10 protein-coding genes are annotated in these 12,844 nt (G+C 60.5%); 3 read left to right on the forward strand and 7 right to left on the reverse strand.

The features are described 5' to 3' along the window. Positions 1-38: 38 nt before the first annotated feature. The 3 genes from betA to betI form a co-directional block, all read right to left on the reverse strand. On the reverse strand, positions 39-1,742 hold the full coding sequence (betA, locus tag H096_RS10195; protein WP_033898022.1) for a choline dehydrogenase: 1,704 nt from the start codon (positions 1,740-1,742) through the stop codon (positions 39-41). Between the two features lie 136 nt (positions 1,743-1,878). Continuing rightward, positions 1,879-3,351, reverse strand: a complete 1,473-nt coding sequence (gene betB, locus H096_RS10200) for a betaine-aldehyde dehydrogenase (protein WP_016977776.1) — start codon at positions 3,349-3,351, stop codon at positions 1,879-1,881. A gap of 110 nt (positions 3,352-3,461) precedes the next feature. Beyond that, on the reverse strand, positions 3,462-4,055 hold the full coding sequence (gene betI / locus H096_RS10205) for a transcriptional regulator BetI (RefSeq protein WP_033898023.1): 594 nt from the start codon (positions 4,053-4,055) through the stop codon (positions 3,462-3,464). Positions 4,056-4,434: 379 nt separating this feature from the next. On the opposite strand from betI, the gene H096_RS10210 reads away from it, so the two are divergent. Continuing rightward, positions 4,435-6,369 carry a BCCT family transporter gene (locus H096_RS10210; RefSeq protein WP_237142559.1) on the forward strand — a complete coding sequence of 645 codons (1,935 nt, stop codon included), beginning with the start codon at positions 4,435-4,437 and terminating at the stop codon, positions 6,367-6,369. A 64-nt stretch (positions 6,370-6,433) separates the two neighbouring features. Here H096_RS10210 and choV read toward each other — a convergent pair whose 3' ends face one another. The 4 genes from choV to H096_RS33860 form a co-directional block, all read right to left on the reverse strand. Beyond that, positions 6,434-7,612: a choline ABC transporter ATP-binding protein gene (choV, locus tag H096_RS10215; protein ID WP_033898027.1), complete on the reverse strand. Its 1,179-nt coding sequence runs from the start codon at positions 7,610-7,612 to the stop codon at positions 6,434-6,436. Then, positions 7,609-8,454, reverse strand: a complete 846-nt coding sequence (choW, locus tag H096_RS10220) for a choline ABC transporter permease subunit (RefSeq protein WP_016972877.1) — start codon at positions 8,452-8,454, stop codon at positions 7,609-7,611. Before choW ends, choV begins: the two co-directional genes overlap by 4 nt. Before the next feature lie 66 nt (positions 8,455-8,520). Beyond that, positions 8,521-9,468, reverse strand: coding sequence for a choline ABC transporter substrate-binding protein (locus H096_RS10225; protein ID WP_033898028.1), 948 nt, complete (start codon positions 9,466-9,468; stop codon positions 8,521-8,523). A gap of 196 nt (positions 9,469-9,664) precedes the next feature. Continuing rightward, positions 9,665-9,865, reverse strand: a complete 201-nt coding sequence (locus H096_RS33860) for a hypothetical protein (RefSeq protein ID WP_133075420.1) — start codon at positions 9,863-9,865, stop codon at positions 9,665-9,667. Between the two features lie 18 nt (positions 9,866-9,883). On the opposite strand from H096_RS33860, the gene H096_RS10230 reads away from it, so the two are divergent. Together H096_RS10230 and H096_RS10235 are read left to right on the forward strand one after the other, a co-directional pair. Further along, positions 9,884-11,260 carry an L-serine ammonia-lyase gene (locus H096_RS10230; protein WP_033898029.1) on the forward strand — a complete coding sequence of 459 codons (1,377 nt, stop codon included), beginning with the start codon at positions 9,884-9,886 and terminating at the stop codon, positions 11,258-11,260. 412 nt (positions 11,261-11,672) lie between these two features. Continuing rightward, positions 11,673-12,776, forward strand: coding sequence for a GlxA family transcriptional regulator (locus H096_RS10235; protein ID WP_005792167.1), 1,104 nt, complete (start codon positions 11,673-11,675; stop codon positions 12,774-12,776). The last annotated feature ends 68 nt before the right edge of the window (positions 12,777-12,844 follow it).

Here is a 12,844-nt window from a genome sequence, read left to right on the forward strand (position 1 = left end):
AACGCGGGGCAAGCCCGCTCGCCACAAGGGTGTATCAGTTACTGCGCAGTCGGACCCACTTCACGCATCGGCTTGCCACGCACCGGCGCATCGCCCGCCACGTAGTAGTCGGCGGTGCTGCGCGGCAGTGGCTGGCGGCCACGGATCTTGTCGGCGATTTTCTCGGCGATCATGATCGTCGGCGCGTTCAGGTTGCCGGTGGTGATGATCGGCATGATCGACGCATCCACAACGCGCAGACCCTGCATGCCATGCACGCGGCCTTCGCCGTCCACTACGGCCATCTCGTCGGTGCCCATCTTGCACGAGCAGGACGGGTGGAACGCAGTCTCGGCGTGCTCACGGATGAACGTGTCGAGCTGCTCATCGGTTTGCACGTCAATGCCGGGGCTGATCTCGCGGCCACGGTACTGGTCTAGAGCAGGCTGTTGCATGATTTCACGGGTCAGGCGGATGCCATCGCGAAATTCCTGCCAGTCCTGTTCGGTGGCCATGTAGTTGAAGAGGATGCTCGGGTAGTCCCGTGGGTTCTTCGACTTCAGCTGGATGCGACCACGGCTCGGCGAACGCATGGAACCCATGTGCGCCTGGAAACCGTGCTCTTTCACACCGTTGCTGCCGTTGTAGTTAATTGCCACCGGCAGGAAGTGGTATTGGATGTTCGGCCACTCGAATTCTTCACGGGTACGGATGAAACCGCCCGCTTCGAACTGGTTGCTGGCGCCGATACCGGTGCCGTTGAACAGCCATTCGGCACCAATGGCCGGCTGGTTGTACCAGAGCAGCGACGGGTACAGCGAGACCGGCTGAGTGCACGCGTATTGCAGGTACAGCTCAAGGTGGTCCTGCAGGTTTTCGCCGACGCCGGGCAGGTCGTGGACCACTGGGATGTCGAGGCTTTCCAGCAGTTTGGCCGGGCCGACGCCGGAGCGTTGCAGCAGTTGCGGCGAAGCGATTGCGCCGCTGCACACCAGCACTTCTTTACGGGCGCGGGCTTCAACGCGCTCTTCAGCGGCGCCGATCAGGTAACGCACGCCCACGGCACGCTTGCCTTCGAACAAGACTTTGTCGGTAAGGGCGTGGGTGACGATGGTCAGGGTCGAACGCTTTTTGGCAGTGTCCAGGTAACCACGCGCGGTGCTGGCGCGACGGCCTTTAGGCGTGACGGTACGGTCCATCGGGCCGAAGCCTTCCTGCTGGTAGCCGTTCAGGTCGACGGTGCGCGGGTAACCGGCCTGTACGCCGGCTTCAACCATGGCGTGGAACAGCGGGTTGTTGCCGGCTTTTGGCGTGGTCACGCTGACCGGGCCATCGCCACCGTGCCAGTCGTTCGGGCCGATGTCGCGGGTTTCGGCCTTGCGGAAATACGGCAGGCAGTCCAGGTAGGTCCAGTTTTCCAGGCCTGGCAATTTCGCCCAGTTGTCGTAGTCCATGGCGTTGCCACGGATGTAGCACATGCCGTTGATCAGCGAAGAACCACCCAGGCCCTTACCGCGACCGCATTCCATGCGACGGCCGTCCATGTGTGGCTCTGGATCGGTCTCGTAGGCCCAGTTGTAGCGGCGGCCTTGCAGTGGGAAGGCCAGGGCGGCTGGCATTTGCGTGCGGAAGTCGAAACGGTAGTCGGGACCACCGGCTTCCAGCAGCAGGACGGTGACGCCTTCGTCTTCGGTCAGACGGGTCGCCAGGGTGTTACCGGCGGAGCCGGCACCCACAATGATGTAATCGTATTCTTGGGACATTGGATGCACCCTCTTTTGAGATAGTCAGGTCGGGCCTCATCGCGGGCAAGCCCGGCTCCCACAGGGGAACGCATTCCAACTGTGGGAGCTGGCTTGCCTGCGATAGGGCACTCACAGGCAATACAAGGCTCGGGTCTTAGAACACCGAGGCGTAGTCGCCCAGCTCAACCTGTACCGATTTGATGCGGGTGAAGTTGTTCAGCGAGCTGATGCCGTTCTCACGGCCCACACCGGATTGCTTGTAGCCACCGACCGGCATCTTCGCGTCGGATTCGCCCCAGGCGTTGATCCAGCAGATACCCGCTTCCAGCTGATGAATCACGCGGTGGGCGCGGTTCAGGTCCTTGGTCACCAGGCCTGCGGCCAGGCCGAAGTCGGTGTCGTTGGCGCGGCGGATCACTTCTTCTTCGGTTTCGTAGGTGAGGATGCTCATCACTGGGCCGAAGATTTCTTCACGCACGATGACCATGTCGTCGGTGCAGTCGGTGAACACGGTCGGGGCCACGAAGGCGCCTTTGGCGAAGTCGCCGTCGGTCAGGCGGTCGCCGCCGCACAGCAGGCGGGCGCCTTGCTCTTTGCCCTTGGCGATGTAGCCCAGCACGCTTTCCATGTGGGCAAAGCTGACCAGCGGACCGAAGTTGGTGTTTTCGTCTTCCGGGTTGCCAACGCGAATGCGCGCGACACGCTCAACGATCTTGGCTTCGAACGCCGCTTGCAGGTGCTTGGGTACGAATACACGAGTGCCGTTGGTGCAGACCTGGCCGGAGCTGTAGAAGTTGGCCATCATCGCGGTGTCGGCGGCGCGGTCGAGGTCGGCGTCGTCGAAGATGATCAGCGGGGACTTGCCGCCCAGTTCCATGGTCACGTCTTTGAGCGACGAGCTGGAAGCGCTGGCCATGACTTTCTTGCCGGTATCGGTGCCGCCGGTGAACGAGACTTTCTCGATGCGCGGGTGCTCGGTCAGCCAGGTGCCGACTTCACGGCCGCTACCGGTCAGTACGTTGAACACGCCCGCCGGAACGCCGGCTTCGGTGTAGATCTCGGCCAGTTTCAGGGTGGTCAGCGAGGTGACTTCGCTCGGCTTGAAGATCATCGCGTTACCGGCAGCCAGGGCCGGTGCGGATTTCCACAGGGCGATCTGGATCGGGTAGTTCCACGCGCCGATACCGGCGACCACGCCCAGCGGCTCGCGGCGGGTGTAGACGAACGAAGTGTCGCGCAGTGGGATCTGCTCGCCTTCGATGGCCGGCACCAGGCCTGCGTAGTATTCCAGCACGTCAGCGCCGGTAACGATGTCGACGTACTTGGTTTCGGAGAAGGATTTACCGGTGTCCAGGGTTTCCAGGGCGGCCAGCTCGTCGTTGCGCTCGCGCAGGATGTCGACGGCACGACGCAGGATGCGCGAACGCTCCATGGCGGTCATGGCGGCCCAGATTTTCTGGCCTTTTTCGGCGCTGACCACGGCACGTTCAACGTCTTCTTTAGTCGCGCGTTGCACTTGGGCGAGAACTTCACCGTTAGCCGGGTTGATGGCTTCGAAGGTGGCATCGCTGCCAGCGTCGCTGTAGCCGCCGTCAATGTAGAGTTTTTGCAGGTCGAAACGGGCCATAAAGTCCTCGCAAGTGCATAAGTGGTTGGCGTTAACCGCCGAACAGTGAGCCATAAGGGTGTGGCAACACTGAGCGACAGCAGTTCAGGGGTTGAGCGGTTATGTGTGCTCTAACTCACCTGCTTGGCCAATTGGAAATCCATGTATTCGTAAGCGATCCGTTGCGCCTGCGCCGTGTCGAAAGCGTCTCCCGACAGGGCGCCGCGCAACCATAAACCGTCGATCAGGGCCGCCAGGCCTCGGGCTGCTTTGCGTGCGTGCGGCAGCGGCAGCACTCGGCGGAACTGGCAGCACAGGTTGGAATACAGACGTTGATCGTTGATCCGCTGCAACCTGTGCAATGACGGGTGATGCATGCTGGTGGCCCAGAAGGCCAGCCAGGTTTTCATTGCCGGGCCGTTGACCTGGCTGGCATCGAAGTTGCCCTCGATGATCACTTGAAGGTGTGCCCGTGGGCTGTCGTCCTTCAGTGCGAGCCTGCGTTCGTGGACGTTCTCGATCAGCGCATTCATCAAGTACCGCATCGTCGCGGCGATCAGGCCGTTCTTGTCCTGAAAGTAGTGACTGATGATGCCGTTCGAAACGCCGGCCAAACGGGCGATCAGCGCAATGCTGGCATCTCCCATTCCGACCTGATCGATGGCCGTCAGCGTGGCTTCGATCAACTGCTGGCGGCGTATGGGTTGCATACCGACCTTGGGCATGTAGCACCTCTCCTTAGGCCTGCCGATGGGCGATCAACGTCCGTCGGCTTGAGGGCCAGTCTATTTTGTTTTGATTGAGCGTTCAATCAACAAAGAATAAGATCTGCGACAAATGGTCGCGTCCTACAGGTGTTTCCTACATGTAGGCGCGACATCTGGCACCTGGTTAAACCCCTGAAACGTCCCTGGGCACTGCGCTCATGGGGTGCAGGGATTTAAGGGGTGTCTTTATAACACCCGTCCGTCGACTGCCGAAAAATCGATGTCCCGGGATAACCGTTGCCTTGTGTTTCTCTCTCGCACTGCCCGGAGCATCTGCGCCATGAGTTCTGCCTCTCTTATAAAGACCCCACCGGAAAAGGTGCGGGTCAACGGTTGGGTGTTCTACACCTCCACCGCGTTGATTCTGTTGTTGACTGCCATCCTGATCATCGCCCCGCAGGAGGCCGGGCGCATGCTCGGTGTCGCCCAGGCGTGGCTGTCGAAAAGCTTCGGCTGGTACTACATGGTGGTCATCGCCGCCTACCTGGTGTTCGTGGTCGGCCTGGCGTTTTCTTCCTATGGCAAATTGAAACTGGGCAGCAAGGACGACACCCCGGACTTCAGCTACGGCGCCTGGGCCGGCATGTTGTTCTCGTCGGGCATCGGCATTTCGCTGCTGTACTTCGGTGCTTCCGAGCCGCTGGACCACTACTTCAACCCGCCCGAAGGCGCTGCCGCCAGCAATGGCGCCGCACGCCAGGCGCTGCAATTGACCTTCCTGCACTGGGGCCTGCACGGCTGGGCGATCTACGCCCTGGTCGGCCTGGCCGTGGCGTACTTCGCGTACCGTCATAACCAGCCGCTGGCCTTGCGTTCGGCGCTGTACCCGCTGGTGGGCGAGCGTTGGGTGAAAGGCGCGGCCGGCCACGCAGTGGACGGTTTCGGCATGTTCGTGACCCTGTTGGGCCTGGTGACGAACCTGGGGATTGGTTCGATGCAGGTGTCGTCCGGGTTGGAAAACCTGTTCGGCATGGAGCACAGCAACACCAACCTGCTGATCGTGATCATCGTGATGAGCACCGTGGCGACCATCGCCGCCGTGTCGGGCGTGGAGAACGGCATTCGCCGCCTGTCCAACCTCAACATCGTGTTGTTCAGCGGCCTGCTGATCTTCGTGCTGTTGTTTGGCCCGACCTTGCACTTGCTCAACGGCTTTGTGCAGAACATCGGCGACTACATGAACGGTCTGGTGCTGAAAACCTTCGACCTCTATGTGTACGAAGGCGACGCCGACAAAACCGAGCGCTGGATGGGCCTGTGGACCCTGTTCTACTGGGCCTGGTGGATTTCCTGGGCGCCATTCGTGGGCATGTTCATCGCGCGTATTTCCCGTGGTCGTACGGTGCGTGAACTGGTGGCCGGCGTGCTGCTGATCCCGCTGGGTTTCACCCTGGCGTGGTTGTCGATCTTCGGTAACTCGGCCTTGGACCTGGTGCTGAACCACGGTGCGGTGGAGTTGGGCAAGACCGCACTGGAACAGCCGTCCATGGCGATCTACCAGTTGCTTGAGCATTACCCGGCGTCGAAAGTCGTCATCGGCGTGTCGATCTTCGTGGGCTTCGTGCTGTTCCTGACCCCGGCGGATTCCGGCGCGGTGATGATGGCCAACCTGTCGTGCAAAGGCGGCAATGTGGATGAAGATGCGCCGCACTGGCTGCGGATCTTCTGGTCGGCGGTGATCACCCTGGTGACCATCGGCCTGTTGTTCGCCGGCAACTTCGAAGCCATGCAGACCATGGTGGTGCTGGCGGGGCTGCCGTTCTCGGTGGTGTTGATCTTCTTCATGTTCGGCTTGCACAAGGCGATGCGCCAGGACGTGGCTATCGAACAGGAGCAGGCGCAACTGGCCGAGCGTGGCCGCCGTGGTTTCAGCGAGCGTTTGACCGCGCTGGACCTGCAACCGAGCCAAGGCACCGTGCAACGCTTCATGGACAAGCACGTCACGCCGGCGTTGGAAGAAGCGGCGACGGCCTTGCGTGAACAGGGGCTGGAAGTGCAGACGCTGCTGGGTAAATCCAAGCGCTGCATCGGTGTGCGCATCGAGATGGAAGAGGGCAACCCGTTTGTCTACGAAGTGAGCCTGGATGCTTACTCGTCGGCACCGAGCGACCTGCCCGAGGAAGAGCGCACGCGTTACTACCGCGCTGAGGTCTACCTGCACAACGGACCTCAGGAGTACGACCTGATGGGCTTCGCCCAGGAACAGATCACCCGGGACGTGCTCGATCAGTTTGAAAGCCATCGGCAGCTCCTTGGCCGTGTCTATAGCTGAAGGTTGATCATCCATCTGTAAAACAAAACGCCGCGATCCTCGCGGCGTTTTTGTACCTGGGGGATTACCCCAGGTTCTTGCCCAGCAGGGCGTGGTACAACTCGCTGTCTCCGAGAATCCCCACCACCTGGTTGTTGTCATGCAACACCAGCTTGTTCCCGGTGTGATAACGAATCTGCAACGCGTCGCGCATGCCGATATTCGAATCCACCAGCGTAGGCAACCGGCCCAGGCCTTCCACCGCTTGGCCTGGCGCCCAGTTCTGCAGGTTCATCACCGCGCCATTCTGGCGGGCACCTTTGATGGTGTTGCCTTCGGCCAGGTCCAGCCATGAGTCGCCGCCTGGGTCCAGGCACACTGAACCGTTCACACGCTTGCAGTTGTCCAGGGTGCGCATCAGGCTGCGGCCGCACAGTACGTTCAGCGGGTTGGTATGCGCGACGAAGGTGCGCACATAGTCGTCCGCCGGGTTCAGCACGATCTCTTCCGGCACGCTGTACTGGATGATCTTGCCGTCTTTCATGATTGCGATGCGGCTGCCCAGTTTGAGCGCCTCGTCGAGGTCGTGGCTCACGAAGACGATGGTCTTGCTCAGCTTGCGTTGCAGTTCCAGCAACTCATCCTGCAGGCCTTGGCGGATCAGCGGGTCGAGGGCGGAGAAGGGTTCGTCCATCAGCAGGATGTCGGCGTCCATCGCCAACGCGCGGGCCAGGCCGACCCGCTGCTGCATGCCGCCGGAGAGTTCGTCCGGCTTCTTGTTGCGCCATTGGGTCAGGCCTACCAGTTCGAGCTTTTCATCCACCAGCTTGCGTCGGTCTTTCTCCGGACGGCCCTGCATTTCCAGGCCGAAGCTGATGTTTTCGCGCACCGTTAGCCAAGGCATCAGGGCGAACTTCTGGAACACCATGGCGATGCGTTTGGTGCGCATCATTTTCAGCTCGGCGGGTGTGCAGGAGGCGATGTCGATCTGGCGACCTTCATGCTCCACGAACAACTGGCCACGGCTGACGGTGTTGAGGCCGTTGATGCAGCGCAACAGACTGGATTTGCCGGAGCCCGACAGGCCCATCAGCACACAGATCTCGCCTTTCTGGACATCCAGGCTGGCCTTTTCTACGCCGACAATCTGCCCGGTCTTTTTCAGGATTTCATTACGGCTCATGCCTTGGTCCAGCAGCTTGAGCGCCTCGCGTGGGTCTTTGGAAAAGATCACGTCGACATTGTCGAATCGGATAATGCTCATGCATCACCCCCTACTTTAGCGTCGGGTTGTTTGCAGATGCGGTCGAGCATGATGGCCAGCAGCACGATCGCGAGACCGGCTTCAAAGCCCAAGGCGATATCGGCGGTGTTCAGCGCGTTGACCACCGGTTTGCCGAGGCCGTCGGCGCCCACCAGGGCCGCGATCACTACCATCGACAACGACAGCATGATGCATTGGGTAATGCCGGCGGCAATGCTCGGCATGGCGTGGGGCAGTTCAATGCGCGAGAGCAACTGACGGCGCGAGCAGCCAAAGGCCTTGCCGGCGTCCATCAACTCTTGCGGTACATCACGGATACCCAGGTAGGTCAGGCGGATCGGCGCGGCAATCGCGAACACCACCGTAGAGATCAAACCAGGCACCACACCCAGCCCGAAGAGGGTCAGGGTAGGGATGAGGTAGACGAAGGTCGGTACGGTCTGCATCAGATCGAGCACCGGCCGCATCATGGTGTAGAACAACGGTTTGTGCGCGGCAACAATGCCCAGCGGCACACCGATGACCACGCAGACCAGGGTGGCGAACAGCACTTGCGCCAGGGTCTCCATGGTTTCCTGCCAATACCCCAGGTTGAGGATCAGCAGGAAGGAGGCGATGACAAAGACAGTCAGTCCCCATTTACGTTGGATAAAGTGAGCCAGCAGCGCAATCAGACCGATCAATGCCAGCGGATTGAACCAGGTCAGCGCGAACGTCACGCCGTGGATCATCGTTTCCAGTGTCGATGCGATTGCGTCGAAGTAGTTGGCGCCGTGTTGGGTCAACCATTCGACGAAGGCAGCGATGTACTGGCCTAGTGGGATTTTCTGTTCAGTCAGCATGGTAGTGAATGTCCACATGCGAAGAGGGAAAACATCCCGGGGCAGCGCACCGCCCCGGGGACAACATTACTTGGCGAGGTAGGCTTTAACGGCGTCGAGTCCTGGTTTGCCATCTACGGTGGTGACACCGGCGAGCCAGGTGTCGAGGACTTGCGGGTTGGCTTTCAGCCAGGCCTTGGCGGCGGCGTCAGGCTTTTGTTTGTCGTCCAGGACTTTACCCATCAGGGTGCTTTCCATATCCAGGGTGAACACCAGGTTTTTCAGCAACTGGCCGACGTTGCTGCATTCCTGGGTATAACCCTTGCGGGTGTTGGTGTAGATGGTGGCCTGGCCGTAGTTGGGGCCGAACGAGTCGTCACCGCCGGTCAGGTACTTCATCTTGAAGCGGGTGTTCATCGGGTGCGGTTCCCAGCCGAGGAACACGATGGCCTGGTCACGCTTGGAGGCGCGTTCGACCTGGGAGAGCATGCCGGCTTCGCTGGATTCGACGACTTTGAAACCGGCGGTTTTCAGGCCGAAGGCGTCTTTGTCGATCAGCGTCTGGATGGTGCGGTTGCCGTCGTTGCCTGGCTCGATGCCGTAGATCTTGCCGCCCAGCTCATCCTTGAATTTGGCGATGTCGGCGAAGTCCTTCAGGCCTTTGTTGTACAGCGCTTCCGGGACAGCCAGGGTGTACTTGGCGTTCTCCAGGTTGGCGCGCACGGTTTCCACGGTGCCGGCATCACGGTACTGCTTGATGTCGTTTTCCATGGTCGGCATCCAGTTGCCGAGGAAGATGTCCATGTTCTTGCCGTCGGCCAGGGACTTGTAGGTCACGGGTACCGAAATCATCGTGGTGCGCGGCTTGTAGCCCAGGCCCTTGAGGATCTCGCTTGTGGTCGCGGTGGTGACGGTGATGTCGGTCCAGCCGACATCGGAGAAGTTGACGGTCTGACATTGTGCCGGTTCTGCGGCGTGCGCCATGACTGGCAGACTCAGCATGGCGGCCAACAACAACGAGGGTGAACCTTTCATCTGGGTAGACTCCTGTGTTTTTTCTGGCGGCATTCGCCGCGCTTTATAAGTGTTGCGGTTGGTGCGTGCGACAACAGCTCTGGCACGGTGCCTTGCAAACGAGTCGAGACTGATCATGTACCAGTGAAAATCTGACGCCTACAGGGGGCGTCGTATCCAGTACAGGGATGGTCGTATCCAGTGTCGGTGACGTCGCTTACAGATTTTTCCAGAGGCGAAACTGCAGTTTTCGTCCATCTGCACCGCTAAAAACGGCCAAAACAGGTGATCGTACGCAAGCGACGCTGGTGAGCATGGTTACGTCGGTGTGAGACGCCGTGGCGGTCAGCAAAAGCTTGATGATGCCGCCATCTGGGCGATTTGAGCGTAGCAGCTCCTTGGTGCCCGGTTTGCTCACCTGCGGAGTTCCACGGCAATGGCTATCAGTGTTTTCGACCTGTTCAAGATCGGCATCGGGCCTTCGAGTTCTCACACCGTCGGCCCCATGCGCGCCGCGGCGTTGTTCGTTCAAGGCTTGCGTGAACGTGAACTGTTGGAACAAGTGCGGCGCGTCGAAGTTCAGCTTTACGGCTCCTTGTCCGCCACCGGCATTGGCCACGGCAGCGACACCGCGACCATCATGGGGCTGATGGGCGAGTGGCCGGACGCGATCGATCCATCGCAAATCGGCCTGCGCATTCACACCCTGCGCGAGACCGACACCTTGCTGCTGGACGGGCGTTTGCCGGTGCCCTTCGTCTGGGCGCGGGACATGCGCCTGCTCGACGAAAACCTGCCGTTCCACCCCAACGCCATGACGCTGGTGGTGTACGGCGACAGCGCTGAACTGCACCGCGACACCTACTATTCAGTGGGTGGCGGTTTCGTAGTGGATGAAGCCCAGGCGCAAAGCGGCGTGGCCGATATGGACCGCACCGAGTTGCCTTACGATTTTTCCAGCGCGGTCGAGCTGTTGCAGCTGTGCAAGACCCACAACCTGCGCGTGGCCGAGTTGATGCTGGCCAATGAAAAGGTCTGGCGCTCCGAAGAAGAAATCCGCAGTGGCCTGATGAAGCTCTGGCGCGCCATGCAGGATTGCGTGGAGCAAGGCCTCAAGCACGAAGGCATCCTGCCTGGCGGTTTGAACGTGCGCCGGCGTGCGGCCAAGTTGCACCGCAGCCTGCAGGAATTGAACAAGCCCAATGTGATCGGCTCGACCTTGAGCGCCATGGAATGGGTCAATCTGTTCGCGCTGGCGGTCAATGAAGAAAACGCCGCGGGTGGACGTATGGTCACCGCGCCTACCAACGGCGCGGCGGGGATTATTCCGGCGGTGTTGCACTACTTCATGAAGTTCAGCGAGGAAGTGACTGAAGCCAACGTCGTCGACTACCTGCTGGGTGCGGCGGCGGTGGGGATCCTGTGCAAGAAGAACGCCTCGATCTCCGGTGCCGAAGTCGGTTGCCAGGGCGAAGTGGGTTCGGCGTGCGCCATGGCCGCCGCCGGCTTGGCCGAGATCCTCGGTGCTACGCCGGAGCAGCTGTGCAACGCCGCCGAGATCGGCCTGGAACATAACCTGGGCCTTACCTGCGACCCGGTGGGTGGGCTAGTACAAGTGCCGTGCATCGAGCGCAATGCGATTGCGGCGGTGAAGGCGATCAACGCTGCGCAAATGGCGCTGCGTGGCGATGGCCAGCACTTTATCTCCCTGGACCGGGTGATCCGCACCATGCGCGATACCGGGGCGGATATGCATGACAAATACAAAGAGACATCGCGGGGTGGGTTGGCCGTGAGTGCTGTGGAGTGTTGAGTGGCACTCCTGCTCATTAAGTGAACACCCGGATCCAAACGCGCCACCTTTTAGCGCGTCGCAAACAGATAAGTAGCTACCGAACGATTTCCCGCCTGACCACCGGTCACCCGTGCTTGGGGTGACAGACTTCTCCCACACCCGCAAAGCGCCTTCCCACAAGTGCTACCGATCTGCTCACGCCTCGTGGGCAGACTCGTTCCTACAGCCGATTCCGGCTATATCCGTACTCGCGGCGCGGGCTTATCTAGACGCGTCATCAGGTCGTTTTTAGGAGTTATTGGACGGCCATTCAATTTTAGGCATGGCATTTGCTCTATCAATTCAAAGCCTCTCTCCTGGCTGGATGAAGAGCGCAATAACAAGAGCCTCGCCTGAGGCCATCACCCGCTTTGTGTGAGGAGATACCGCGATGACGTCGTTCAACTCCGGGGCCCAACCCCAGAACCGTGCGCCTCAATCCATCGGCTTTTTGCTGCTGGACAATTTCACGCTGATTTCCCTGGCCTCCGCAGTCGAACCCCTGCGCATGGCCAACCAGCTCTCCGGTCGCGAGTTGTATCGCTGGACGACCTTGAGTGTCGACGGAAACCAGGTGTGGGCCAGCGACGGTCTGCAAATCACCCCCGATGCTTCCATGCACAAAGCCCCAGCCCTGGACACCGTGATCGTGTGCGGCGGCGTGGGTATCCAGCGCACCGTTACCCGTGAACATGTGTCGTGGCTGCAAAGCCAGGCGCGCCAATCGCGCCGCTTGGGCGCAGTGTGCACCGGCAGTTGGGCACTGGCCTGCGCCGGTTTGCTCGATGGGTTTGATTGCAGCGTGCACTGGGAATGCCTGGCCTCGATGCAGGAAGCCTTCCCCCGCGTGGCCATGAGCACACGCCTGTTCACCCTCGACCGCAACCGCTTCACTAGCTCCGGCGGCACCGCGCCACTGGACATGATGCTGCACCTGATCAGCCGCGACCACGGCCGTGAACTGTCGGCCGCCATCTCCGAGATGTTCGTGTACGAACGCATCCGCAACGAACAGGATCACCAGCGTGTGCCGCTCAAGCACATGCTCGGCACCAACCAGCCGAAGCTGCAGGAAATCGTCGCGCTGATGGAGGCCAACCTGGAAGAACCGATCGACCTGGACGAACTGGCGGTGTACGTCGCCGTGTCCCGCCGCCAACTGGAGCGTCTGTTCCAGAAATACCTGCACTGTTCGCCGTCGCGCTACTACCTCAAGCTGCGCCTGATCCGCGCACGGCAGTTGCTCAAGCAAACGCCGATGTCGATCATCGAAGTGGCGTCGGTGTGCGGGTTTGTCTCCACGCCGCACTTCTCCAAGTGCTACCGCGAATACTTCGGCATTCCGCCACGGGATGAGCGTGTGGGCTCCAACACCACCCAACAAGTGGCGATGATGCCGATTCCGCAGGCGCTGGTGTTGTCACCGTTGTCGGGGCCGATGTCGGCGTTGAGTCAGGCGCGTAACGAATCGACGTTTGCCAGCGTAAGGCTCTAGACCCTGTGGGAGCAGGCTTGTTGTGGTTGTGGTTGTGGTTGTGGTTGTGGTTATGGTTGTGGCAAGCC

This window comes from Pseudomonas sp. FH1, assembly GCF_000510895.2.
GTDB lineage: Bacteria > Pseudomonadota > Gammaproteobacteria > Pseudomonadales > Pseudomonadaceae > Aquipseudomonas > Aquipseudomonas azotoformans_A.

Bases quoted from the DNA above. Each gene is read 5' to 3' on its own strand.
- choV (WP_033898027.1), bottom strand. From the start codon at position 7,612: ATGAGCATTATCCGATTCGACAATGTCGACGTGATCTTTTCCAAAGAC.
- betI (WP_033898023.1), bottom strand. From the start codon at position 4,055: ATGCCCAAGGTCGGTATGCAACCCATACGCCGCCAGCAGTTGATCGAA.
- choW (WP_016972877.1), bottom strand. From the start codon at position 8,454: ATGCTGACTGAACAGAAAATCCCACTAGGCCAGTACATCGCTGCCTTC.
- betA (WP_033898022.1), bottom strand. From the start codon at position 1,742: ATGTCCCAAGAATACGATTACATCATTGTGGGTGCCGGCTCCGCCGGT.
- H096_RS10230 (WP_033898029.1), top strand. From the start codon at position 9,884: ATGGCTATCAGTGTTTTCGACCTGTTCAAGATCGGCATCGGGCCTTCG.
- H096_RS10235 (WP_005792167.1), top strand. From the start codon at position 11,673: ATGACGTCGTTCAACTCCGGGGCCCAACCCCAGAACCGTGCGCCTCAA.
- betB (WP_016977776.1), bottom strand. From the start codon at position 3,351: ATGGCCCGTTTCGACCTGCAAAAACTCTACATTGACGGCGGCTACAGC.
- H096_RS10225 (WP_033898028.1), bottom strand. From the start codon at position 9,468: ATGAAAGGTTCACCCTCGTTGTTGTTGGCCGCCATGCTGAGTCTGCCA.